The sequence below is a fragment of the Pseudomonas sp. J380 genome (assembly GCF_009827115.1).
Taxonomy (GTDB): Bacteria; Pseudomonadota; Gammaproteobacteria; order Pseudomonadales; family Pseudomonadaceae; genus Aquipseudomonas; species Aquipseudomonas paracarnis.
On sequence record NZ_CP043060.1, the window covers coordinates 5,040,856 to 5,065,651 of the forward strand.

The following is a 24,796-nucleotide window of genomic DNA, read 5'->3' on the forward strand; positions in this document are numbered from 1 at the left end:
ATGGGTATTGATCTTCCGCTGATCTGGGCCGTGATCATCATCTTCGGCATCATGATGTACGTGGTCATGGACGGCTTCGACCTGGGGATTGGCATTCTTTTCCCGTTTGTTCCGGGCAAAGTCGACCGTGACGTGATGATGAACACCGTGGCGCCCGTATGGGACGGCAACGAAACCTGGCTGGTACTCGGGGGCGCGGCATTGTTCGGCGCGTTCCCGCTGGCCTATTCGGTGGTGTTGTCGGCGCTGTACCTGCCGCTGATCCTGATGCTGATCGGCCTGATCTTCCGCGGCGTGGCCTTTGAGTTCCGCTTCAAGGCCAAGGACCACAAGCGTCACCTGTGGGACAAGGCGTTTATTGGCGGCTCGCTGGCGGCGACCTTCTTCCAGGGGGTGGCGTTGGGCGCCTTTATCGACGGTATTCCGGTGGTGGATCGCCAGTTCGCCGGCGGCTCACTGGACTGGCTCACACCCTTCACGATGTTCTGCGGCGTGGCGCTGATCGTGGCGTATGCCTTGCTCGGCTGCACCTGGCTGATCATGAAGACCGAAGGCAAGTTGCAGGAGCAGATGCACAACTTGGCGCGGCCTTTGGCGTTTGTGGTGTTGGCGGTGATCGGCATCGTCAGCATCTGGACGCCGCTGACCCACCCGGAAATCGCCTCGCGCTGGTTCACCTTGCCGAACCTGTTCTGGTTCCTGCCGGTGCCGATCCTGGTGCTGGTCACCATGTACGGGCTGATCCGCGCCGTGGCACGTAATGCGCACTACACGCCGTTCCTGTTGACGCTGGTGCTGATTTTCCTCGGCTACAGCGGGCTGGGGATCAGCCTGTGGCCGAACATCATCCCGCCGTCCGTGTCGATCTGGGATGCCGCCGCGCCGCCGCAAAGCCAGGGCTTCATGCTGGTGGGTACGCTGTTCATCATCCCGTTTATCCTGGGCTACACCTTCTGGAGCTACTACGTGTTCCGCGGCAAGGTCACCCACGAAGACGGCTATCACTAGGAGGGTTGAACCATGTCAAAACCTTCGTTGCATGAGATTGAACAGGCCGAGAAGCAGCCGTTGTGGCGGCGCCTGGGGTGGCTGGCGATGATCTGGACCGGCAGCGTGCTGGCCCTGTTCGTGGTGGCCAGCCTGATGCGCATGTTCATGAATGCGGCAGGCCTGAGCACGCATTGACACTGTAGGAGCGAGCTTGCTCGCGAAAAACGTCAACGATAACGCGGGGTGCCTGACGCCCCGCGGTGTTCTCAGGTTTTTCGCGAGCAAGCTCGCTCCTACAATAAGCAGGGCTTTTTTATTTACGCGCCTTGAGGATGACGAACTTGGGCGTGGCCGCTACTTGCTCGACACCACGGAACAACCGCGCCAGCTTGCTGTGGTAGCCCAGGTGACGATTCCCGACGATGTACAAGGCGCCACCGACCACCAGCGCTTCGCGTGCCTGCTGGAACATGCGCCAGGCGAGGAAGTCGCCCACCACTTGTTGTTGGTGGAACGGTGGGTTGCACAGCACCACTTCCAGCGATTGCGCCTCCTGGCCGGCCAGGCCATCGTCGGCACGTACGCTGACGTCCCGCTCTCCCAAGGCGGCTTGCCAGTTTTCGGCGGCCGATTGCACTGCCATATACGACTCATCCACCAAGGTGTAGTGCGCGTCGGGGTTCTGCAGGGCGCTGGCAATCGCCAGTACGCCGTTGCCGCAGCCCAGGTCCGCCACGCGTGCACTGCCCAGGTTTTTTGGCAGGTGCGGCAGGAAGGCACGGGTGCCGATGTCCAGGCCTTCGCGGCAAAAGACGTTGGCGTGGTTACACAACTCGATGACCGGCGCATCCAGGGTATAGCGGGTCGGGTAGGGCGAGACCGCGGCAGGGCGCGGCTCGACGCTGGCAATCAGCAACCGCGCCTTTTTGACCGCCAATGAGGCGTGCATGGGCCCGATGTAACGCTCCAGCAATTCGCCCGCAGCCCGTGGCAAATGCTTGATCATTGCACCTGCGATCACCTCGGCGCCGGGCGCCAGTTGCCCTTGCAGGCGGATCAGTTGTTCTTCCAGCAACGCCAGGGTTTTCGGCACGCGGATCAACACGCGATCGAACGGCCCGGTCGCGAGCTGGCTGGCCGGTATGAAGGGCACGGCATCAAAGGGCTTGCCGTTGCGCACCAGGTTTTTCTCCAGGCCCTGAGCGGCGAGGAACGAGTCACCGCTGGAGGTCACTTGCACCTGGCCTTGAAGGCTGGCTGCCAGGGCGCCGAAGCTGTCATTGAGCACCAGCACGCGGGTGGCGGCAGTGGGCTGTTGCGCGGCGAGGTGGCTGAGCAGGTATTCGTCGGCGGCATCGAAGGCTTGCAGCGGATCATTGTGTTGCTCTGGCTGACGAATCAGGTCGAGCTGGGCGAAAGGGCTGTCAAGCAGGGGCATGGCGGGGCGAGGCTCTGGGTAATCGACGGACCGTCTGAGTGAACGGCGGGGCAACCGTGGAAAGCGCACCCTCAACACTCAGAATTGGCCGTAAATGTTACGTTTTTTTCAACGCGATGACATGCGGTGTTTTACGTGGGCTAAAACAGCCCGGCTTTAGCGGCGCGCAGCACCGCCTGGATCTTGTTATGCACGCCCAGTTTCTTGAAGGTACTGCTGATATGAAAGCCCACGGTGCGCTCGGACAGGCAAAGAATCGCGGCAATCTCGGAGGCGGTCTTGCCCATCGCGGACCACTTGAGGATTTCTGTTTCCCGGGCAGTCAATTTGCTGGGCGCTTTAATGTCGGGGGCGTCGGCGTACTTCTGCGCGACGACCGCATGCATCGCATGGCAAAGCCACAACACCTGGCCGGCTTTTTCGTAAAGCTCTTCAGGGCTGACCTCGCCCTTGCTGCGAACCAGGGTCAGCATGCTGAATACACCCTGGAAGTCATGCACGGCTTGGGTCCAGCCTAAATGCACCCCGCATGACTGGGCCAACTCCCAAAGCTTGGGGGTGTTGGCAAAGGTTTTTTGTTCCCAGAGAATGGGCAGTACCGAGGTCTTACAGTGGGTTACAACGGGGTCTACATCGAAGAAGTGCGCTTGTTTATAAATGCTAAGCCATTCATTTGGATAGTTATTAAACAAAATTGGTTTTGTTTGTGTGCTTTGTGATTGGGAACTCATGGTAAAGGAGCAATATTCGAAACCTAGTTCATAAGTGTGGTTTATCACCATCTCAAACACACTGGTGATTTCACTCTCGCCGTCCAGCTTGGGCAGCCGGGCATTATGCCAATTGACCATCGGTGACTCTCCATGCGTGTATATGTGACCTGGGTACGTCCTGATCCCCCATTGCAGCTCGAAAACAAGTGTAGGGTAAGTCCTACAACTGAGCTTGAAAAATATTTTACTTGCAGGGTTTGTCTAGTTGGCCGGTTTTGTACAAGACTTGGAGCTTTGTATAAGAGCGCTAGGCAGGTATCTTTTTTCAATACTTTTAATGTCTTGAAGGTAGTGTCAAAGTGATGTCGCTTTAAGTACCGCTTCATCTAGTGAGGTATTCAGGGCGCGTTAATAGCCAAATAATTAGTGCCAGCGTGGAGCCATGGCTGACCTGTTGGACTGGTTAAAAAACGCGCAGGCCACCCGCGTGAACCTTGAGTGACGGCAAAGCCAGTACCAATCATCAGTGTTTGCGCGGTCTGTTTTGAGGGACACTAACGGCCTGTGCAAAACGGAGCCCCCCATGACGGCCAGTGCTGAGAAATTTACCCGCCAGACCCTGCTCGATGTGCAATCGCTGACCCCCAGCCTGTTCACCCTGCGCACCACCCGCGATGCCGGTTTTCGTTTTACCGCCGGCCAGTTCGTGCGCCTGGGCGTTACCAAGGCGGATGGCAGCACCGTCTGGCGTGCCTATTCCATCGTGTCTTCGCCGTTTGACGAGCATCTGGATTTCTTTTCCATCGTGGTCCCCGGTGGTGAGTTCACCAGTGAACTGAGCCGCCTGAAGGTGGGCGATACCTTGCTGGTCGAGCGCCAGGCCACCGGGTTTCTGACCCTCAACCGCTTTGTCGACGGGCGTGACTTGTGGTTGCTGGGAACCGGAACGGGCGTCGCGCCGTTCCTGTCGATCCTGCAGGACTTCGAAGTGTGGGAAAAATTCGAGCGCATCATCCTGGTGTACAGCGCCCGGGAAGCCAAGGAACTGGCCTACCAGTCTCTGATCGACACGCTGGGTGAGCGCGAGTACCTGGCCGAGTACGCCCACAAGCTCACCTACATTCCCATCGTCACCCGCGAGCAGCATCCGGGCGCGTTGAATGGGCGTATTACGGCCTTGATCGAAAATGGCGAATTGGAGCGGGCTGCCGGCGTGGAGCTGACGGCACAGGATTCGCGTGTACTGATTTGCGGCAACCCGCAGATGGTCGATGACACGCGCCAGTTGCTCAAGCAGCGGGACATGCAACTGAGCCTGAGCCGACGACCTGGCCAGGTGGCGGTAGAAAATTATTGGTAGAAAAAAGGCGCCTTGCGAGGCGCCTTTTTTGCATCCGCAGGTTAAAGCGGCTTGTTGTTCTGTGCCTTGAGCAGATCGCGGATCTCGCCCAGCAGCACTTCTTCCTTGCTTGGCGTCGGCGGCAAGCTTGGGGCCACGGCTTCTTCGCGCTTCAGACGGTTGATCGCCTTCACACCCATGAAGATTGCAAACGCGACGATTATAAAGTCGATGATGCTCTGGATGAACTTGCCGTAGGCCAGCACAACAGCGGGTACATCACCCTGTGCTGCCTTGAGCGTGACGGCCAGATCGGCAAAGTCCACGCCACCGATCAGCAGGCCGATGGGAGGCATTATCACGTCGCCTACAAATGAGGAAACAATCTTGCCGAAGGCAGCACCGATGATGATACCGACGGCCATGTCGACCACATTACCTTTGACCGCGAAGGCCTTGAACTCACTGATCACGCCCATAGGTTATTCCTTGTTACAGTTGAGGAGGGTGGAGGTCAGTGTAATTCAGTCGAACAGCGCTTGCTCGAAACAACTGTTAACACTGTCGGTTTTTATCGACACATCAAATCGCAAATAGTTTGCAAAGTGCCACTAGTCGCGCGCGAATTAGCCGCTATTTCAGCGGGTTACCAGATTTTTTTCTTAATCGGGCCTGTGGTGTTTTTCTATTTATCTTCTGACTCGCAGGTCACTAGCCTCTGGCAAGCACAACTGAATGTGCATTAAAAAAACCAGAGGAAACCTCGATGAATACTCCAATCAGCCGCAGGCCCGTGTCGGCGCGCCACGCGCTGGCACTGGTGACCGCCAGCCTGCTTTCCCTCTCCGTACAAGCCGCCAACCTGACCCGCGATAACGGGGCCAACGTCGGTGATAACCAGAACTCCCAAACCGCCGGTGCCAATGGCCCGGTGCTGCTGCAAGATGTGCAACTGATCCAGAAACTGCAACGCTTCGACCGCGAACGCATCCCAGAGCGCGTAGTGCACGCACGCGGCACGGGCGCCCATGGCACCTTCACAGTGACCGACAACCTCAGCGACCTGACCAAGGCCAAAGTGTTCGCCGCCGGTGAAACCACACCAGTGTTCGTACGCTTCTCGGCCGTGGTGCATGGCAACCACTCCCCGGAAACCCTGCGTGACCCACGGGGCTTCGCCACCAAGTTCTATACCGCCGAAGGTAACTGGGACCTGGTCGGTAACAACTTCCCCACGTTCTTTATTCGGGATGCCATCAAGTTCCCGGACATGGTCCATGCCTTTAAACCGGACCCACGCACTAACCTGGACGATGACTCGCGCCGTTTCGACTTCTTCTCCCATGTTCCAGAGTCCACTCGTACACTGACCGAGTTGTACTCGGACTCCGGCACCCCTGCCAGTTACCGCGAAATGGACGGCAACGGCGTACATGCCTACAAGTTGATTAACGCCAAAGGCGAAGTGCACTACGTCAAGTTCCACTGGAAGAGCCAGCAGGGCATCAAGAACCTTGATCCCAAGCAAGTTACCGAGGTGCAGGGGCGTGACTACAGCCATATGACCAATGATCTGGTCACGCACATCAACAAAGGCGACTTCCCTAAGTGGGACCTGTATGTGCAGGTGCTCAAGCCTGAAGACCTGGCCAAGTTTGATTTCGACCCACTGGATGCCACCAAGATCTGGCCGAATGTGCCCGAGCGCAAAGTCGGGCAAATGGTGCTGAACCGCAACCCGGCCAATGTGTTCCAGGAAACCGAGCAAGTCGCGATGGCCCCGGCCAACCTGGTACCGGGTATCGAGCCGTCGGAAGACCGCTTGCTGCAGGGGCGCGTGTTCTCCTACGCCGATACGCAAATGTACCGCCTGGGCGCGAACGCCCTGCAGTTGCCGATCAACGCTCCACGGGTCACCGTCAACAACGGCAACCAGGACGGCGCGATGAACGTCGGCAAGACCACCACCGGCGTCAACTACCAGCCAAGTCGCCTGTTGCCGCGGGAAGAGCCGCAAACCGCACGCTACAGCCAGTCGCCGCTGTCGGGCAGCACCCAGCAGGCCAAGATTCAACGTGAGCAGAACTTCAAGCAGGCCGGTGACCTGTACCGCTCCTACACCAAGAAAGAGCGCGAAGACCTCATCAACAACTTTGGCGGCTCATTGGCCACCACCGATGACGAGAGCAAGCACATCATCCTGTCGTTCCTCTACAAGGCGGATCCGGAATACGGCACCGGCGTGGCCAAGGTCGCCAAGGGCGATCTGGCTCGCGTAAAGGCGCTGGCGGAAAAACTGACTGACTGATTCGTTGGTTGCGGTCGGCGCCTTCACGGGCGTCGACCTTTGGCAGGAGAACACCCTATGCGTATCTCTATCGGCTTACTGATGGCCATGCTGGCCTTTACCGCTCATGCCGAGTCCCCCGACCCGGTGGCGCTCAAGGCGCAGTTGCAGGATTACTATTTCGACGCCGCCCGTCGTGGCGACCTCGACATGCTCAACACCTTCATAGAGTCCGGCTACGGCCTCAATGCCCAGGATGACAAGGGCTACACCGCGTTGATCCTGGCTGCTTATCACGGCCAGGGCCCGTATGTGGAGCGTCTGCTCGATGCCGGCGCCGACGCCTGCGTCCAGGATAAACGCGGTAACACGGCGTTGATGGGCGCCATCTTCAAAGGCGAGCTGAAAATCGCCCAGCGCCTGTTGGCCACCGACTGCAACCCCGACCAGCGCAACGGCGCAGGGCAGACCGCCGCCATGTACGCCGGGTTGTTCAAGCGCGTCGAATTGTTGGGGGCGCTGCAAGCCAAAGGCGCAGACCTGAACGCCGAGGACCCCGTGGGTAACAGTGCTTCACGTTTAGCAAAGGGCGAAATCCGGACCCCAGCGTCGCGCTGAGCTATCATCGCGGTTTTTCGGTTGGAGGTTCTCACATGGCAAAGGCCAAGCGCATGTACGGCTGCACAGAGTGCGGCGCGACCTTTCCCAAATGGGCGGGCCAGTGCTCCGAATGCGGCGCGTGGAACACCCTGACTGAAACCATGATCGAGAGTGGCGGTGCCGCGGCCCCCACCGGCCGTGCCGGCTGGACCGGGCAACAGGCGCAGATCAAGACCCTGGCCGAAGTCAGCGTCGAAGAGATCCCGCGCTTTTCCACCGCCTCCGGCGAATTGGACCGGGTATTGGGCGGTGGCCTGGTGGACGGCTCGGTGGTGCTGATCGGCGGCGACCCTGGCATCGGCAAGTCCACTATCCTGCTGCAAACCCTGTGCAGCATCGCCAGCCGCATGCCTGCGCTGTATGTCACCGGCGAAGAGTCCCAGCAGCAAGTGGCCATGCGCGCCCGGCGCCTGGGCTTGCCCCAGGACCAACTGCGGGTCATGACCGAAACCTGCATCGAAAGCATCATCGCCACGGCGCGCATCGAAAAGCCTAAAGTCATGGTCATTGACTCGATCCAGACGATTTTCACCGAACAACTGCAATCGGCACCCGGCGGCGTGTCTCAGGTGCGCGAAAGCGCGGCGCTGTTGGTGCGTTACGCCAAGCAGAGCGGCACGGCGATCTTCCTGGTCGGCCACGTGACCAAAGAAGGCGCACTGGCCGGGCCACGGGTGTTGGAACATATGGTCGACACCGTGTTGTATTTCGAAGGGGAATCCGACGGTCGCCTGCGCCTGCTGCGGGCGGTGAAGAACCGTTTTGGCGCCGTCAACGAACTGGGTGTGTTCGCTATGACCGATCGGGGGCTGAAAGAAGTCTCGAACCCCTCGGCGATTTTTCTCACCCGCGCTCAGGAAGAAGTCCCAGGCAGTGTGGTGATGGCCACGTGGGAAGGCACCCGGCCGATGCTGGTGGAAGTCCAGGCGCTGGTGGATGACAGCCATTTGGCAAACCCACGGCGGGTCACACTGGGCCTGGACCAGAACCGCCTGGCGATGTTGCTGGCGGTGCTGCACCGGCATGGTGGCATTCCGACTCACGATCAGGATGTGTTCCTTAACGTGGTGGGCGGGGTCAAGGTGCTGGAGACTGCGTCCGACCTGGCGTTGATGGCGGCGGTGATGTCCAGCCTGCGTAATCGGCCGTTGCCCCATGACTTGTTGGTGTTTGGCGAGGTGGGTCTGTCGGGCGAAGTGCGCCCGGTGCCGAGTGGGCAGGAGCGCTTGAAGGAAGCGGCCAAGCATGGCTTCAAACGGGCGATTGTGCCCAAGGGCAATGCGCCGAAGGAGGCGCCGCCGGGGTTGCAGATTATTGCTGTGACGCGGCTGGAGCAGGCGTTGGATGCCCTGTTCGAATAATCCGCAGCACCGCTGAACCCCTGTGGGAGCTGGCTTGCCTGCGATGGCGGTGTATCAGGCAAGAATGGGTAAGCTGACCCGCCGCTATCGCAGGCAAGCCAGCTCCCACATTTTGATTGATGTGCGTTTTCAGATCTCCAGCAGGGCGCCCAGCTCGCGCTCCAGTTCTTGCTCATCACCCAGGTTCAACTCAACGAACCTACGCAAATGGCTGATCGAATCCAGATCAATGTGTTTGCACACTAAGCCCAATTGACCCTGCTCTTCATGGGTCAGCCGCGCTTGCATCTTTATATGCGTCTTCTGGTCCAGGCGTATGTCGACGTCAAAGGGCAGCGCTTTATTTCCCTTCCAGTTGTCAGGCCGTTCCACCAGCAATCCCTTGAGTGATAAATCCACCAGTTTTACCGGCCATTCGCTGCCGCTTTGCCGAAGTTCGGCCGTGGCATCAAAGGCGATCCGGCGAAAACGGCGACGTTCGGACGCATGCTCGGTCATGGTAATGCCCTCTGTGAATGGGAGGAGTGTAGCCCGGGGCCATCAAGGGGCGTTTATTTCGGCTTTTTTTAGCGGTTGAAGGCTCTAGACCAACGTAGGGGGCTGGTCTTTGAGGCCAGTAGCGCTAAACTCGGGCTGGCTGTCCTTTCTGTCCACCCTGGCTGGAATATAAAAATGAAAAATAATAATAGCCTGCTACGCCACTTACCCTGGCTGGTGCTGGCAATTGTAGGAGCGTGCGCCCTGGGCGTAGTGGCCTTGCGCCGCGGCGAGGCGATCAACGCCTTGTGGATTGTGGTCGCTGCTGTGGCCATCTACCTGGTTGCGTACCGTTACTACAGTCTGTTCATCGCCAACAACGTGATGCAACTCGATCCACGGCGGGCAACCCCTGCGGTGGTCAACAACGATGGTCTGGACTACGTACCAACCAACAAACACATTCTTTTCGGTCACCACTTTGCGGCGATTGCCGGTGCAGGCCCGTTGGTCGGCCCGGTGCTGGCGGCGCAAATGGGCTATCTGCCCGGCACCCTCTGGCTGATTGCCGGGGTGGTGCTGGCCGGTGCGGTGCAAGACTTCATGGTCCTGTTCCTGTCCACTCGTCGCAACGGCCGTTCCCTGGGGGACATGGTTCGCGAAGAGATGGGCCGCATTCCGGGGACCATCGCGCTGTTCGGCTGCTTCCTGATCATGATCATCATCCTCGCGGTGCTGGCGCTGATCGTGGTCAAGGCCCTGGCCGAGAGCCCATGGGGCATCTTCACGGTGATGGCGACCATCCCGATCGCGATGTTCATGGGCATCTATATGCGCTACATCCGCCCGGGCCGCATCGGGGAAATCTCGATCATCGGCGTGCTGTTGCTGCTGGGTTCGATCTGGCTGGGCGGGCAGATTGCCGCTGATCCAGAGTGGGCCAAGGCGTTCACCTTCACCGGTATCCAGATCACCTGGATGCTGATCGGCTACGGCTTCGTGGCTGCTGTGCTGCCGGTGTGGCTGATCCTGGCGCCCCGCGACTACCTGTCGACGTTCCTGAAAATCGGCACCATCATCGCCCTGGCGATTGGCATCCTGGTCACCATGCCTGACCTGAAAATGCCGGCACTCACCCAGTTCATCGACGGCACCGGCCCGGTGTGGAAGGGCGGCCTGTTCCCGTTCCTGTTCATCACCATTGCCTGTGGCGCGGTCTCGGGCTTCCATGCGCTGATCTCCTCGGGCACCACGCCCAAGCTGCTGGCCAGTGAAAGCCACGCCCGTTACATCGGTTACGGCGGCATGCTGATGGAGTCGTTCGTGGCCATCATGGCGATGGTTGCCGCTTCGGTGATCGAGCCTGGCGTGTACTTCGCCATGAACAGCCCGGCTGCCATTGTCGGTACCGACGTGGTCACCGTGGCGCAAACCGTCAGCAGCTGGGGCTTTGCAATTACCCCTGAGGCGTTGTCGGCCGTTGCCCACGATATCGGCGAAACCACCATCCTGGCCCGTGCCGGCGGTGCGCCGACCCTGGCGGTAGGTATCGCGCAGATCCTGCACAGTGTGCTGCCAGGTGAAAACACCATGGCGTTCTGGTACCACTTTGCGATCCTGTTCGAAGCGCTGTTCATCCTTACGGCAGTGGATGCCGGTACCCGCGCCGGTCGTTTCATGCTGCAAGACCTGCTCGGTTCCTTCGTGCCTGCGCTCAAACGCACCGAGTCGTGGACTGCCAACCTGATTGCTACCGCAGGCTGCGTGGCGATGTGGGGTTACTTGCTGTACCAGGGCGTGATCGACCCGCTGGGTGGCATCAATACCTTGTGGCCGCTGTTCGGTATCTCCAACCAGATGCTGGCCGGTATCGCGCTGATGCTGGCGACCGTTGTGCTGATCAAAATGAAGCGTCAGCGCTACATCTGGGTGACCATGTTGCCGGCTGTCTGGCTGCTGATCTGCACCACCACCGCTGGCTTCATCAAGCTGTTCGACGCCAACCCGGCGATCGGCTTCCTGTCGCTGGCCAAGAAATACAGCGATGCCCTGGCTAACGGCCAGATCCTGGCGCCGGCCAAGAGCATCGACCAGATGCAGCACGTGATCTGGAACGCCTACACCAACGCAACGCTGACGGCGCTGTTCCTGTTCGTGGTGTTCAGCATCCTGTTCTATGCGCTCAAAGTCGGCGTCGCCGCCTGGGGCAACAAAGAGCGTACGGATAAAGAAGCCCCGTTCCAGGCTGTACCGGACGCATAACGAGGATTGCAGACATGTTCAATGACCTCAGTCGCCTCGGTAAATACCTCGGTCAGGCCGCCCGCCTGATGGTCGGCATGCCCGACTACGACACCTACGTCGAGCATATGCAAACCAAACACCCGGACAAGCCGGTGATGGACTACAAGGCGTTCTTCCGGGAGCGCCAGGAAGCCCGTTACGGCGGCAAGGGTGGGCCCAAGTGCTGCTAACCCGGTAACGCGGGCCAATGCGATACCCCTGTGGGAGCAGGGTTTTCTGTGGGAGCTGGCTTGCCTGCGATAGCATCACCTCGGTCTGACGCAAGCACCGAGTTGTCTGCATCGCAGGCAAGCCAGCTCCCACAGAGGCCTTTGCTCCCACATTTGTTTCTGTGTTTCTTCAAGGAGAATCTCTTTGTCCTCTCCCATCCCCGTCACCATCCTCAGCGGCTTCCTCGGTGCCGGCAAGACCACCTTGCTGCGCCACCTGCTCAAAGCCGAGCACGGCTTGAAAATCGCTGTGATCGAAAACGAATTCAGTGACGCCGGTATCGACACCCAATTGCTGGGCGACGAGCCAGTGCAAGTGATGACCCTGTCCAACGGCTGCGTGTGCTGCACCATCCACACCGACCTGACCAAAGCCCTGTACCTGTTGCTGGAACGCCTGGACAGCGGCGAGATCGCCTTCGACAGGCTGGTGATCGAATGCACCGGCCTGGCCGACCCTGCGCCGGTGGCCCAGACCTTCTTCATCGACGAAGAGCTGCGCGAACGCTATATCCTCGACGGCATCATCACCCTGGTGGATGCGGCCCACGCCGAGCATCATCTGACCCAGACCATCGCCCAGGCCCAGATCGGCTTTGCCGACCGCCTGTTGGTGAGCAAGCGCGACCTGGTAGACGACGCCAGCTTCGACGCCCTCAGCCAGCGCCTCACCCGCATCAACCGTCGTGCGCCAATTCGTGTGGTGGATCACGGCAAGATTGACCTGGCCGAATTGCTGGATGTGCGCGGCTTCAACCTCAATGCCGGCATGAGCCTGCGCCCGGTGAGTGCAGCGCCTTCGGTCGACCGTATTTCCAGCCTGGTGCTGCGCACCGACCAGCCGCTGGATATCGACCGTCTCAGCGAGTTCATGAACGAACTGCTGGAGGACCATGGCAAGCAACTGCTGCGTTACAAGGGCGTATTGAACATTGCCGGAGAAGACCGACGCATGGTGTTCCAGGGCGTGCTGAAGCTGTATGGCTTCGACTGGGATACCGAATGGGCCGAGGGCGAGGCGCGGGAGAGTGTGATCGTGTTTATTGCCGATGAGCTGCCCGAAGACAAGATCCGCCAAGGCTTTGAGCGGGTCTACCAATAAACCCGACTTGAAATGCACTCCAATGTGGGAGCTGGCTTGCCTGCGATAGCGGCGGGTCAATCACTGATGGGCTGACTGCAAAACCGCCATCGCAGGCAAGCCAGCTCCCACAGTTGACCCTGTTTCAAATTGAAATCGGCATAAAAAAGCCCGGCTCATGAGCCGGGCTTCTTATTCACGCAACTGCCATCAAGCGCCGTATACCGGCAGCTTCTTGCAGATGGCCTTGACCTTCTCACGTACCGCGTCGATCACGGCTTCGTTGTTCAGGTCTGCCAGGATGTCGCAGATCCAGCCCGCCAGTTCCTTGCACTCGGCTTCCTTGAAGCCACGGGTGGTCACAGCCGGGGTGCCGAAGCGCAGGCCGGAGGTGACGAACGGCGAACGTGGGTCGTTCGGCACGGAGTTCTTGTTCACGGTGATGAAGGCTTTGCCCAGGGCAGCGTCAGCATCTTTACCGGAAATGTCCTGCTTGATCAGCGACAGCAGGAACAGGTGGTTTTCAGTACCGCCGGACACCACGTCAAAACCGCGCTCGATGAACACGCTGGCCATGGTCTTGGCGTTCTTGACCACTTGTTGCTGGTAGGTCTTGAACTCAGGCTGCAGTGCTTCCTTGAAGCAGATCGCCTTGGCCGCGATCACGTGCTCCAGCGGGCCGCCTTGGGCGCCCGGGAAAACGGCGGAGTTGAGCTTCTTCTCGATCTCGGCGTTGGCGCGTGCCAGGATCAGGCCGCCACGTGGACCGCGCAGGGTCTTGTGGGTAGTGGTGGTGACCACGTCAGCGTAAGGCACTGGGTTGGGGTAAACGCCCGCAGCTACCAGACCGGCCACGTGGGCCATGTCGACGAACAGATAGGCACCGACCTTGTCGGCGATTTCACGGAAGCGTGGGAAGTCCAGGATCTGCGAGTAGGCAGAGAAACCGGCCACGATCATTTTTGGCTTGTGCTCGACGGCCAGGCGCTCGACTTCATCGTAGTCGATCAGGCCGTTGGCATCGATACCGTACTGAACGGCGTTGTACAGCTTGCCGGAGGACGAAACCGTGGCGCCGTGGGTCAGGTGACCGCCGTGGGCCAGGCTCATGCCCAGGATGGTGTCGCCGCCTTGCAGCAGGGCCAGGTACACGGCGCTGTTGGCTTGGGAACCGGCGTGTGGCTGGACGTTGGCGTAATCGGCGCCGAACAGCTCTTTTGCACGATCGATGGCCAACTGCTCAACCACGTCGACGTACTCGCAACCACCGTAGTAGCGCTTGCCTGGGTAGCCTTCGGCGTACTTGTTGGTCAGAACCGAACCTTGAGCCTCCATCACCGCAGGGCTGGTGTAGTTTTCCGAAGCGATCAGCTCAATGTGCTCTTCCTGGCGCACGGCTTCTTGCTCCATGGCGGCGAAGAGATCGGCGTCGTACTTGGCAATAGTCAAATCACGGCTGAACATGGCGGTCCTCAAGGATCGGGGGCAGAAAAGGAGGGCATTCTAACTCAATGGGTTTTAGATGGCATATGAAAGGACATCATGTCGCGGACAAGTGGGGTTCATCTGGGGATGATCGTTCCCACGCTCTGCGTGGGAATGCATCCCGTGACGCTCTGCGTCACATTTAAAAGCGGACGCAGAGCGTCCAGAATTGCGTTCCCACGCGGAGCGTGGGAACGATCAGGGAAGCCCCGGCACAGCTTTTAGTCAAACATGAACAGCGCATCATTACTGAACTGCACCTCAAACCGATTCGCCGGCATCGGCCGCCCGAACAGGTAACCCTGCACCTCATCACAGCCATGCTCACGCAGGAAGTCCAACTGCTCATGGGTTTCCACGCCTTCGGCGATCACTGCCAGGTTCAGGCTGTGGGCCATGGCAATAATCGCCCGGGCAATCTGTGCGTCCTGCTCACCCGAGGGCAGGCCGTCGACGAAGGTGCGGTCGATCTTCAGCACATCGATAGGGAATTGCTTGAGGTAGTTGAGCGACGAATAGCCGGTGCCAAAGTCATCCACCGCGATGCTCAGGCCCAGGTTTTTCAGGCTGGCGAGGATCTGCAGGGCTTCGTTGACTTCACGCATGAGGATACTTTCGGTCAGTTCCAGCTCCAGGCACGCCGGCGGCAGGCCGGTGTCCTTGAGGATGGTGGCGATGCGCGTGCCCAACTGGCCGTCGGAGAACTGCCGCGCCGAGATGTTCACTGATACTTTCGGCACGCGCACTTTGTTCTGGTGCCAGGTCTTGAGCTGGCGGCAGGCTTCGCCGATCACCCAGTCGCCCACATCCACCACCAGCCCGAGCTCTTCCAGTACCGGGATAAAGTCCCCGGGCGGTACCAGTCCACGGCGCGGGTGGCGCCAGCGCAGCAGGGCTTCGGCGCCGGTCAGGCGTTTGCCGTCGCCGCTGAATTGCGGCTGGTAATAGAGCACGAATTCGTTCTGGTCCAAGGCGTGGCGCAGGTCGCTTTCCAGTTCCAGGCGCTCCAGGGCGCTGGCGTTCATGTCGGCCTGGTAGAACTGGAAGTTGTTCTTGCCGCGCTCTTTAGCGTGATACATCGCCGTGTCGGCGTTTTTCATCAATTGGCTCAGCTCGTTGCCGTCTTGCGGGCTGAGGGCGATGCCGATACTGGCGGTCACGAAGAATTCGCGGCCCTCCAGCACAAAAGGTTTGACCAGGCTGGCGAGGATCTGCTCGGCCACATGGATCGCACGGTTCAGCGCCATATCGCGGCTGACCCGTGGTTGCAGGAGCAAGGTGAATTCGTCGCCGCCCATGCGCGCCACGGTGTCGTCCTCGGCCACACAACCGAGCAGGCGCGTGGCCATTTCCTTGAGCATCCGGTCGCCGGCCGCGTGGCCGAGGGAGTCGTTGATCGGCTTGAAGCGGTCCAGGTCGAGGAACATCAGCACCACCCACGACTTCTGCCGTTCGGCGGACTGCAACGCGGTGTGCAGGCGGTCCTGGAACAGGGTGCGGTTGGGCAGGTGGGTCAGGGCGTCGTAGTAGGCCAGGCGGTGGATGCGCTGCTCACTGGCCTTGCGCTCGCTGATATCGCTGAAGAAACACACGTAGCTGGCCAGGTCGCCTTCGTCGTCGAACACCGCGGTAATGCCGACCCAGGCCGGGTAATGCTCGCCATTGAGACGCTTGAGCCACACCTCGCCTTCCCAGGTGCTGTGCTGGTGCAATTGCTTGAGCACATAACGCAGATGGGCTTCCTGCTGCTCATCGACGGTGAGCATATTGGGCAACTGGTCGAGCACATCGCTCACCGCATAGCCGCTGACCCGGCTGAACGCCTCGTTGGCCTGCACGATATAACCGGCTGGGTCGGTGATCAGGATCGCCGAAGTGGAATGTTCGAACACCGTGGCTGCCATGCGCAGGTCTTTTTCGGCGCGTCGTTGCTGGCTGATATCGCGGCCCACGCCGAGGATGCCTTCAAACGCGCCATGTTCATCCCACACCAGCACCAGGCGCAGTTCGATCGGCACTTTGCGCCCGTCGGCGCGCAGGCAGTCGAACAGAAACAGTTGGGTCTGGACTTCATCGCGCAAGGTCTTCAAGGCGTCGGGGTTGCCGAGGGCGCGGCTGACCTGTTCCATCAGGCTGTAAATGCCGGTCAACTGCTGAGGGTTGGCAACGATCGACTGCCAGCCGTTCTTGAACACCCAGTCCACGTCATAGCCCAGGACGGTGTTGACCGAGGGGCTGATGTAGTTGAGGGCCAGTTGGCTGTCGGTGGAGCAGATCACGTCGCTGATGCTTTCGGCCAGCATCCGGTAGCGCTGTTCACTGTCGCGTAGTGATTCACTGGCCTCGATCTGGTCGGTAATGTCCTTGGCCACGCCGATGATCCGGGTGACCACCGTAGAGGTATCGCGGGCCAGCGCCTGTTCGCGGATATCGAAGCGGCGCCACTGGTTATTGCGGTGGCGAAAGCGCAGTTGGCAGTGCAGTTGGGTCGTATAGCCGACCTGGCGTTGCTGTTCGCGCGCGTCATGGTAGTGCTCGGCGTCTTCGGGGTGTAGCAGGATTTCCCAGAAGTACTCACCCATTTGCTGCAGTTCGGCTTTGTTGTAGCCCAGGGTGTGACCCAGGTGATGGTTGCTGAAAATCATGCGCTGGCTGATCACGTCCTGCACATACAGGTGATCGGGCACGGTGCGCACCACATCCGACCAGAAGCTTTCACGCTCCACCAGCGACAACTCGATCAGCTTGCGGCTGGTGATGTCGCTGATGCTGAGAATCACGGCCTTGACGTCATCCTGCTGCTCCGGCAAACGCATCACCAGCCACAGGTACTGTTCGTTGCCGGCCACGTCGTTGAGCTGGATTTCCAGCTCCAGCTGTTTTTGCCGGGTCAGTACGGCTTCCAGCACCTGATAGCCGATGGACGTGGCATTGCTCGGGCAATCATCGATCAGGCGCTCCCACGCCTGCTCGCAAGACGCGACGTTGAGCAGGCGCACGGCCATCTGGTTGACCTCGGTGACGCGCAACTCCTTGAGCAGTTGCTTGCGCTCGGCGGGGTTGGCCTGCAACCAGGCGTGCAACTGCTCACGGCTTTGCACCTGGGTCTTGTTGCAAAACGCCTTGAGCCCCGACAGGTCCAACACGCACAACGCGACGCCGGTGCCTTCGAAGATGTCCTGGTAGCGTCGCCGGCCTTCGTTCACCTGGCGTTGGCGACGGCGCATGTTGAGCAGCACGATCACCGGGATCAGCGAAAACGCCAGGCCGAGCAGGCACTTGCCGATAAAGGCCGGCAGCAGTTGTTCCAGCACCGCACTGCGGTCAAACATGCCGCGCAGTTGCCAATCGCTTTTGCTCAACGGCGTGACCAGCACGCTGCGGTTCAATTCTTCCGGGGTCAGGGCGCCGGACCACTGCGCCGGCATGCCGCTGTCACGGCTGACCACACGATGGTTCAGGCTGTTCTCGATCGCCCACATCGGGCGCTGGCCCTGGACATCCTGGCGCGTGAGGTTGGCCAGATAATTGGGCGCCAGGCGCAAGGCCCAGTACACCTTGGAGCCACCGCTGGGTTGGTGCAGCAACAGATAGATGACCGTGCCGTCATTGTCGTTGCTCAGGTAGTAGGACTGGGCGTGACTGCGCTTGACCAGGTCTTCGAGCAGGGCACTGTCTTGGCTGCCTTCGGCAGTGTCGCTGATCAGTGCGCCGCTGGGGGCGAGCAGGGCGAAGCTGCGCAGGTCCGGCAGTGAGCGCTGCAACGTGCGCATCAGGGCCTGCTGCTGTTCGGGGTTGCGCGGCGGCTCGACAATCGGCAACAGGTTCAGGGCGATCTGCGCGCTCAGGGCCATGCTCTGGCTGATCTGCTCGGCCAGGTCGGCGCTGTAGTCGATGGTGTATTGCTGTTGGTTTTTCTGGTTCTGCTGCAATTGGTCCAACAGTTGCCAGAACAACAAGGCGAGCAACAGCAGGACAAGCGTCGCCAACGCGCCTTTCAAGGTGCCGTGCAGGGGCGCTCCCGGCGCAATATGAGCGGCGCGCAAGGGCGTGGGCGGCGTGACGTTGGACAAACTGTGATCCTGCGGTTTGGCTGGACTGGCGCGCGACGTGCACTATAAGCCGGACGCCCGAAGGGCGGCTAGCATGCCTTGAGTTGTGGCAAAGTGCCAGTCCTGCCTGGCTGGACTGCCCCAGCGCATTCAGGTAGCTTTGCCGGTTACGCGGGGGCGTTCCAGCCCCAGACATTCAGGCTTTTTTTGCTCGCTGGCATTGATGATAGTCAAAGGCCCGCGCGGCGCATGGCCTGGCACGGGCTTCGTCCGCTTAATTCATCAGTCACTGACGCTAGGTTCACCATGGCTCAATACGTCTTCACCATGCATCGGCTGGGAAAAGTTGTTCCGCCGAAGCGGGAAATCCTGAAAAACATTTCACTGTCCTTCTTTCCAGGCGCCAAGATCGGCGTGCTCGGCCTCAACGGTTCGGGTAAGTCCACCCTGCTGAAAATCATGGCGGGCGTTGATACCGAGTTCGAAGGCGAAGCCCGTCCGATGCCGGACCTGAACATCGGCTACCTGCCGCAAGAGCCGATCCTGGACCCGACCAAGACCGTGCGTGAAGTGGTCGAAGAAGCCGTCAGCGTGATCAAGGACGCCCAGGCCCGCCTGGACGAGGTCTACGCCGCCTACGCCGAACCGGATGCCGACTTCGACAAGCTGGCCGCCGAACAGGCCAAGCTCGAAGCGATCCTGCAGGCGGGTGATGGCCACAACCTGGAGCGCCAACTGGAAGTCGCCGCCGATGCGCTGCGCCTGCCAGCCTGGGACGCCAAGGTCGAACACCTGTCCGGTGGTGAGAAGCGTCGTGTGGCCCTGTGCCGCCTGCTGCTGTCGGCCCCTGACATGCTGCTGCTCGACGAACCGACCAACCACCTGGACGCCGATTCCGTCGCCTGGCTGGAGCACTTCCTGCACGATTTCCCGGGCACCGTGGTTGCGATCACGCACGACCGTTACTTCCTGGACAACGTTGCCGGCTGGATCCTCGAACTCGACCGCGGCGCCGGTATCCCTTACGAGGGCAACTACTCCGGTTGGCTGGAAGCCAAGTCCGACCGTTTGGCCGCCGAATCCAAGCAGCAATCGGCCCACGAAAAAGCCATGAAGGAAGAACTGGAGTGGGTGCGCAAAGGCGCCAAGGCCCGCCAGTCCAAATCCAAGGCTCGTCTGCAACGCTTTGAAGAAATGCAGTCGCAGGAATTCCAGAAGCGCAGCGAAACCAACGAGATCTACATCCCGGCTGGTCCGCGCCTGGGTGACAAGGTCATCGAGTTCAAGAACGTGACCAAAGGCTATGGCGACCGCGTGCTGATCGACAACCTGTCGTTCGCCATGCCGAAAGGCGCGATCGTCGGTGTTATCGGCGGTAACGGTGCGGGTAAATCCACACTGTTCCGCATGCTGATGGGCAAGGAAACCCCGGACTCCGGCAGCATCGAGATCGGTGACACCGTGCAGTTGGCCTGTGTGGACCAGAGCCGCGACGACCTCGACGGCAGCAAGACTGTGTTCCAGCAGATCTCCGACGGTTCCGACCAGATCCGCATCGGCAACTATGAAATCCCGTCGCGCACCTATGTCGGCCGTTTCAACTTCAAGGGCGGCGACCAGCAGAAGTTCGTCAAGGACCTGTCCGGTGGTGAGCGCGGTCGCTTGCACCTGGCCCTGACCCTGAAAGAGGGCGGCAACGTCCTGCTGCTCGACGAACCGTCCAACGACCTCGACGTTGAAACCCTGCGTTCCCTGGAAGAAGCCCTGCTGGACTTCCCGGGCGCCGCCATTGTGATCTCTCACGATCGGTGGTTCCTTGACCGCGTCGCGACCCACATCCTGGCGTACGAAGATGACTCCCAGGCGGTGTTCTTCGAAGGTAACTACACCGAGTACGAAGCCGACCGTAAAAAGCGCTTGGGTGAGGCCGCTGCCCAGCCGCACCGTGTGCGTCACAAAAAGCTGGCCTGATGCTGCAATAGCCGCAACAGCCTGTTGAAAAAATACCCCTCACGCAGGGGTATTTTTTTGCCTGCGTTATGCCGGAAGCGTCGTGGGCGCCAGGGCCGGGCGGCTGCGCAGCAATTCTTCGACCACCCCCATGAACGCCTCGACTAACAATGAGCGTGACGGTGAGCGCGTGAGTATCAGCAGGTGTACCCAGGCTTCGGGGTCTGCCAAGGGGCGGTAGACCACGCCTTTCCTGGCCAGGGTGCGGGTGCACTGGGGCACGAGCGAGACACCTTGGCCTGCCGCCACCAGGGCGATGATCGAGGTGATCTGGCGCCCCGCAGGGCCCGGGCGCAGCGCCAGGCCACGGCGTTGATACAGGTGCTCGATGGAGCCGTTGAGGCCCGAACCGTAATCGCTGGGGAACAGAATCAACGGGTACTCACTGAGCTGGGCGAGGGTGACTTCGCTTTGCTCCGCCAGCGGGTTGTCGCTGCAAAGAGCCGCCACCAGCGGTTCTTGCCCCAAGGACAAAGCCTCGACGCCGGTTTGCCCGGCCTCCGGCAGCAGGCGGCTCATGCCGACGTCGATGCGCCCGTCCAGCACGTGCGTGTGCAGGCTGCCGGAAGCGCTCTCCATCAGGGTCAGTTGCACATCGGGAAAACGCTGGGCGAAGGCTTGCAGGGTTTGGCTGAAGAGTTCCGACAACGCGATCGAGCTGGCATAGCCTACGACCAGTTGGCCGGTCGAGCCGGCAGCCAGTTTGGCGGCGATGTCTTGTGCAAGCCTGGCGTGTTCCAGTGCTGCGCGGGCATACGGCAAAAAGTGCTGGCCTTGGGCGGTCAGTGTGACCGTACGACTGGTGCGGTCGAACAGGCGAAAGCCAAGCTCGGTTTCCAGGGCCGAAATCTGCCGCGTCAGAGGCGGCTGGGCAAGGTGCAGGCGCTGGGCCGCACGGCCGAAGTGCAGCTCTTCGGCGACCGTCAGGAAGTAACGTAACTTGCGTAGATCAAGCATTCTGTTTCCTGGGTATTGATCGGTCCGAATTCGGTATTGGTGTTCGCTGCGCTGGGTATTCTATAAACATCCTCGACTATAAGACGAGAGGCCACATGAACCCGCGCATGCATCACGCCCGCTTCGCCGTGTTCCTGTGTGGCTGTGCGGCGTTTCTGAATCTTTATGCGACACAGAGCATCCTGCCTGCGTTTGCCGAAAGCTTCCAGGTGAGTGCCCGGCAGGCAGGGTGGAGCATTACGGTGACCACGCTGGCGGTGGCGGTGACCGCGCCGTTTGTCGGGCGCCTGACCGGCCGTTTCGAGCAGCGCACGGTGATTGCCGTGGCCGCATTGCTGCTGGCGCTACCGACGCTGCTGACGGCCTATGTGGACAGTTTTGCCGAGCTGCTGGTGTGGCGTTTTGTCGAAGGGATGTTGATCCCAGTGGTGTTCGCCACCAGCGTGGCTTATATCGGTGATCGCTGGCGTGCGGCCACGGTCACCGAGATCACCAGTTTGTACGTCGCGGGGACGGTGCTCGGTGGGTTTGCCGGGCGCTTTGTCTCGGGGGTCATGACCCAATATGTGGGCTGGCGCGAAGCCTTCGAACTGTTGGCGGTGATCAGCCTGCTGGTCGGCCTGCTGATTGTGTGGCTGTTGCCGGCCAATCCGGTGGCGCGGCCCGGCGTTGCGGCCGTGGGCATGCACGGGGTGCGCCGGCTCCTGCGCAAACCCTTGCTGGCGGCCTATGGCGTCGGTTTCTGCGTGCTGTTCTCCCAAGTCGCAACCTTTACCTATGCCGGGCTGTATCTCAGCCAGGCCCCGTTCAACCTGGGCGCCGCAGCCTTGGGCACTTTGTATGCGGTGTTCCTGCTGGCGCTGGTGGTCATTCCTGTTGCGGGGCGCTTGAGCAAATCGCGACCACAATCGCAGTTACTGACCGGCGCTGTGGCGCTCGGCATCTGTGGCTCGGCGCTGACATTGTTGCCGTCCCTGTGGCTGATCGTGTTGGGGCTGGCCCTGAGTTCGACCGGCGTATTCCTGGCACAGGCATCCGCCAATGCGTATATCGCCACCACGGCAGGCCCGGACAAGTCCGGCGCCGTGGGGCTGTACCTGACCGGTTATTACCTGGGCGGCAGCGCCGGCGCCGTGGCCCCGGCCATGCTCTGGAATCAATGGGGCTGGCCGGGCTGCGTGGCGTTGGTCGCAGGTTTTCAGCTGTTGTCGCTGGCGATTGCCCTGCTGGGCTGGAAACCGGTAAAGCCCCAGGCCCAGGTCGTCGAACAACGCGGCAAACCAGCCTGATTTTTTCATCCAATAAAGGACTATGAGAGGTGAACATGACTAACACCGTGATCAAGCGCAGCCAGTTGTTGAAGCTCATCGAACCGGTATTGAACGACATGCCGGCCGGTGCCTTGCGCCACGCGCTGTTCGAAGCCTTCTGGGCTCAGGAAGACGCACTGGTGGATATCGAAGACGCTTTTGCGCGACTCACCTCGCGTCGGCATTCGCCGGCGGTACTGCGCAAGTTCTTCGCCAGTTGGTCCAAGACCAATAATTCGGCGGCCAGTGTGTCCGGCCTGGCCAACCGCATTACCTTGCTGGCGCGCTCCGATGAAGGCTCCGCGGCCGCCGCGCAGTTGTACCGCGCCTGCGGCAGCCTGCAACGCATCACCGATGAAGATCTGGGCGCGTTGGGTAATACCTTGCACGCGGACCTGTTCTACACCATGGCCACCGCGCTGTGCGGTGATGACCAATGGATATTGAAGGACAATTGCCTGCCCTCGGCACAGGCGTTCAAAGACTGGACCGACACCCGCCGCCTGCGTGATCGCGACCTGTTGCAGGGGTTGCTGACCACGTTGATCCACGAGGTGTACACCCACGGCGAAGTGGAATTCATCCACCCGCTGTACTCGCAGTGGTTCGTGCGGGACATGGGCGTGCCGCCGGAGAAATCCCGGGCGACGGTGGCCTGGGTCACGGTGCACACCGGCGGTACCGAGAGCAACCATTTCGCCCATGCGGTGGCGGCGGTGAATGAGTTCACCACTGCCATGCAGATTGAAGTGGACCCCGCCACGGCGCGCGACATTTTTGCTCAATACCTGCAGCGTAAAGCCAGTGTGATGAGCGACTGTGCGCAGTTGCTGGGTTAACCCGGCCTTTTTGCCTGAGAGCCTCTGACCCAGATGAACACCCTGAAGCAGACCGCAACGCCATCGTTGTCGCCGCCTGACCCGGTCAGCGTGCGTCGCCGCGCTCTGGTGGCAGGCTGCGGCGCGCATGCCGTGCACGATGGGCTGACCGATGTGATTTATGTGCTGTTGCCGATCTGGCAAGCGCAGTTCGGCCTCAGCTACGCCCAGATCGGCCTGTTGCGCGGTGCTTACGCGGGCATGATGGCCGGTTTTCAGTTACTGGCCAGCCGTGCTGCCGCACGCTGGGGGCGTGAACGCTTGCTGGTAGGTGGCACTGCGTTGGCGGGCCTGGCCTACCTCCTGGCCGGCCAGGCTGGCGGGCTGGGCGTGTTGCTGTTGGCGCTGCTGCTGGGCGGGCTCGGCGCGAGTACGCAGCACCCGCTGGCCTCGTCGTTGATCACCGATACGCACGAGGCCGGAGGGGGCGTCAAACAAGCGCTGTCGCAGTACAACTTCAGCGGCGATATCGGCAAGACTCTGATCCCGGGGTTGATCGGGCTGTTGCTGGCGGTCATCAGTTGGCGCGCCAGTGTCACCCTGCTGGGTGTACTCGGGCTGCTGGCGGCAGGCCTGTTGTGGTGGCTGATCCCGGCACGCGCCGAGGCTTCGGCGGCGCCGGTGAAAGCCGCCCGTACGAGCGCCGGCGCCGGCTCTGCGAGCGGCCTGCGTGCGCTGATCGTGACCGGCACGCTGGACAGCGCCGTGCGCATGGGGTTTCTCACGTTCCTGCCGTTCTTGCTCAAGGCCAAGGGCGCCGGGCCTGCGGGCATCGGTCTGGCGCTGACGATGCTGTTCGTCGGCGGCGCCTTCGGCAAATTGCTGTGCGGTTACCTCGGTGCGCGCATCGGCATGATGAAAACGGTATGGGCCACGGAGTTCACCACGGCCGTGCTGATCGTCATGGCGGTGTACTTGCCCTACGCCGGCTTGATGGTGATGTTGCCGCTGCTGGGGCTGGCGCTGAACGGCACGTCGTCGGTGCTGTACGGCGCAGTCCCGGACTTGGCAGGGCCGGGCAGGCGCGACCAGGCGTTCGCCGTGTTCTACACCGGCACCATCGGTGGCGGCGCCTTGGCGCCGGTGCTGTTCGGCAGCCTTGGGGATGCCACCGGTGTGCCCATGGCCGTCCTGTTGCTGGCCGCCACCCTGTTGCTGACCTTGCCGCTGTCCTGGCGGGTTCAGCAAGGGCTGGAGGCCCAAGCCCGGTAGGGCGAACGAATTTTTCAGCGTGTTCTGGCAGGT

Annotated in this window: 20 protein-coding genes and 1 pseudogene; 14 read left to right on the plus strand and 7 right to left on the minus strand. The window is 60.7% G+C overall.

The window, feature by feature from the left end; genetic code table 11:
* The 3 genes and pseudogenes from cydB to FXO12_RS29150 form a co-directional block, all read left to right on the plus strand.
* A complete protein-coding gene (gene cydB / locus FXO12_RS23075; RefSeq protein WP_034126946.1) occupies nucleotides 1-1,008 on the plus strand; it encodes a cytochrome d ubiquinol oxidase subunit II in 1,008 nt (335 codons plus the stop codon).
* A 12-nt stretch (nucleotides 1,009-1,020) separates the two neighbouring features.
* On the plus strand, nucleotides 1,021-1,185 hold the full coding sequence (locus FXO12_RS23080) for a DUF2474 domain-containing protein (protein WP_003194328.1): 165 nt from the start codon (nucleotides 1,021-1,023) through the stop codon (nucleotides 1,183-1,185).
* A gap of 16 nt (nucleotides 1,186-1,201) precedes the next feature.
* A pseudogene (locus tag FXO12_RS29150) lies at nucleotides 1,202-1,291 on the plus strand (outer membrane lipoprotein carrier protein LolA); the annotation flags it as partial.
* Between the two features lie 12 nt (nucleotides 1,292-1,303).
* Here the strand turns inward: FXO12_RS29150 and FXO12_RS23085 are convergent.
* Both FXO12_RS23085 and FXO12_RS23090 read right to left on the minus strand, forming a co-directional pair.
* Nucleotides 1,304-2,428, minus strand: coding sequence for a class I SAM-dependent methyltransferase (locus FXO12_RS23085; RefSeq protein WP_057975522.1), 1,125 nt, complete (start codon nucleotides 2,426-2,428; stop codon nucleotides 1,304-1,306).
* A 140-nt stretch (nucleotides 2,429-2,568) separates the two neighbouring features.
* Nucleotides 2,569-3,279, minus strand: coding sequence for a LuxR family transcriptional regulator (locus FXO12_RS23090; protein ID WP_034126948.1), 711 nt, complete (start codon nucleotides 3,277-3,279; stop codon nucleotides 2,569-2,571).
* Nucleotides 3,280-3,724: 445 nt separating this feature from the next.
* Here FXO12_RS23090 and FXO12_RS23095 point away from each other — a divergent pair, with 445 nt between their 5' ends.
* Nucleotides 3,725-4,501 (plus strand): ferredoxin--NADP reductase, encoded by a 777-nt coding sequence (locus FXO12_RS23095; RefSeq protein WP_019818025.1) that lies wholly within the window; start codon nucleotides 3,725-3,727, stop codon nucleotides 4,499-4,501.
* 41 nt (nucleotides 4,502-4,542) lie between these two features.
* Here the strand turns inward: FXO12_RS23095 and mscL are convergent, their stop codons facing one another.
* Nucleotides 4,543-4,959 carry a large-conductance mechanosensitive channel protein MscL gene (gene mscL / locus FXO12_RS23100; RefSeq protein ID WP_014720019.1) on the minus strand — a complete coding sequence of 139 codons (417 nt, stop codon included), beginning with the start codon at nucleotides 4,957-4,959 and terminating at the stop codon, nucleotides 4,543-4,545.
* A gap of 287 nt (nucleotides 4,960-5,246) precedes the next feature.
* On the opposite strand from mscL, the gene katB reads away from it, so the two are divergent.
* From katB to radA, 3 genes are read left to right on the plus strand one after another with little or no spacing between them, the layout of a single operon-like run.
* Nucleotides 5,247-6,788: a catalase KatB gene (gene katB / locus FXO12_RS23105; RefSeq protein WP_057975521.1), complete on the plus strand. Its 1,542-nt coding sequence runs from the start codon at nucleotides 5,247-5,249 to the stop codon at nucleotides 6,786-6,788.
* 57 nt (nucleotides 6,789-6,845) lie between these two features.
* Nucleotides 6,846-7,385, plus strand: coding sequence for an ankyrin repeat domain-containing protein (locus FXO12_RS23110; RefSeq protein WP_054896156.1), 540 nt, complete (start codon nucleotides 6,846-6,848; stop codon nucleotides 7,383-7,385).
* A 35-nt stretch (nucleotides 7,386-7,420) separates the two neighbouring features.
* Nucleotides 7,421-8,788, plus strand: coding sequence for a DNA repair protein RadA (gene radA / locus FXO12_RS23115; RefSeq protein WP_003194313.1), 1,368 nt, complete (start codon nucleotides 7,421-7,423; stop codon nucleotides 8,786-8,788).
* Nucleotides 8,789-8,917: 129 nt separating this feature from the next.
* Here radA and FXO12_RS23120 read toward each other — a convergent pair whose 3' ends face one another.
* Nucleotides 8,918-9,286 carry a PilZ domain-containing protein gene (locus FXO12_RS23120; RefSeq protein ID WP_054896155.1) on the minus strand — a complete coding sequence of 123 codons (369 nt, stop codon included), beginning with the start codon at nucleotides 9,284-9,286 and terminating at the stop codon, nucleotides 8,918-8,920.
* 174 nt (nucleotides 9,287-9,460) lie between these two features.
* Here FXO12_RS23120 and FXO12_RS23125 point away from each other — a divergent pair, with 174 nt between their 5' ends.
* The 3 genes from FXO12_RS23125 to yjiA all read left to right on the plus strand — a co-directional run bounded on the left by FXO12_RS23125 (nucleotide 9,461) and on the right by yjiA (nucleotide 12,880).
* A complete protein-coding gene (locus FXO12_RS23125) occupies nucleotides 9,461-11,527 on the plus strand; it encodes a carbon starvation CstA family protein (protein WP_054896154.1) in 2,067 nt (688 codons plus the stop codon).
* Nucleotides 11,528-11,541: 14 nt separating this feature from the next.
* Nucleotides 11,542-11,739, plus strand: a complete 198-nt coding sequence (locus tag FXO12_RS23130) for a YbdD/YjiX family protein (RefSeq protein ID WP_054918032.1) — start codon at nucleotides 11,542-11,544, stop codon at nucleotides 11,737-11,739.
* Between the two features lie 184 nt (nucleotides 11,740-11,923).
* Nucleotides 11,924-12,880, plus strand: coding sequence for a GTPase (yjiA, locus tag FXO12_RS23135; protein WP_014720013.1), 957 nt, complete (start codon nucleotides 11,924-11,926; stop codon nucleotides 12,878-12,880).
* 189 nt (nucleotides 12,881-13,069) lie between these two features.
* Here yjiA and glyA read toward each other — a convergent pair whose 3' ends face one another.
* Nucleotides 13,070-14,323 carry a serine hydroxymethyltransferase gene (gene glyA, locus FXO12_RS23140; RefSeq protein WP_003194304.1) on the minus strand — a complete coding sequence of 418 codons (1,254 nt, stop codon included), beginning with the start codon at nucleotides 14,321-14,323 and terminating at the stop codon, nucleotides 13,070-13,072.
* Nucleotides 14,324-14,565: 242 nt separating this feature from the next.
* Complete coding sequence (locus FXO12_RS23145; protein ID WP_057975519.1) at nucleotides 14,566-18,417, minus strand: bifunctional diguanylate cyclase/phosphodiesterase; 3,852 nt, start codon at nucleotides 18,415-18,417, stop codon at nucleotides 14,566-14,568.
* 285 nt (nucleotides 18,418-18,702) lie between these two features.
* Between FXO12_RS23145 and ettA the strand changes: the two genes are divergently transcribed.
* Nucleotides 18,703-20,367: an energy-dependent translational throttle protein EttA gene (gene ettA, locus FXO12_RS23150; RefSeq protein WP_014720011.1), complete on the plus strand. Its 1,665-nt coding sequence runs from the start codon at nucleotides 18,703-18,705 to the stop codon at nucleotides 20,365-20,367.
* Between the two features lie 66 nt (nucleotides 20,368-20,433).
* On the opposite strand, the gene FXO12_RS23155 is transcribed toward ettA, so the two are convergent.
* Nucleotides 20,434-21,363, minus strand: coding sequence for a LysR family transcriptional regulator (locus tag FXO12_RS23155; protein ID WP_057975518.1), 930 nt, complete (start codon nucleotides 21,361-21,363; stop codon nucleotides 20,434-20,436).
* 95 nt (nucleotides 21,364-21,458) lie between these two features.
* Between FXO12_RS23155 and FXO12_RS23160 the strand changes: the two genes are divergently transcribed.
* Genes FXO12_RS23160 through FXO12_RS23170 form a run of 3 tightly spaced genes read left to right on the plus strand, consistent with a single transcriptional unit; the run spans nucleotide 21,459 to nucleotide 24,763 of the window.
* On the plus strand, nucleotides 21,459-22,652 hold the full coding sequence (locus tag FXO12_RS23160; protein ID WP_034126956.1) for an MFS transporter: 1,194 nt from the start codon (nucleotides 21,459-21,461) through the stop codon (nucleotides 22,650-22,652).
* Nucleotides 22,653-22,687: 35 nt separating this feature from the next.
* Nucleotides 22,688-23,512 carry a hypothetical protein gene (locus FXO12_RS23165; RefSeq protein ID WP_019818016.1) on the plus strand — a complete coding sequence of 275 codons (825 nt, stop codon included), beginning with the start codon at nucleotides 22,688-22,690 and terminating at the stop codon, nucleotides 23,510-23,512.
* Between the two features lie 33 nt (nucleotides 23,513-23,545).
* Complete coding sequence (locus FXO12_RS23170) at nucleotides 23,546-24,763, plus strand: MFS transporter (RefSeq protein ID WP_057975517.1); 1,218 nt, start codon at nucleotides 23,546-23,548, stop codon at nucleotides 24,761-24,763.
* The last annotated feature ends 33 nt before the right edge of the window (nucleotides 24,764-24,796 follow it).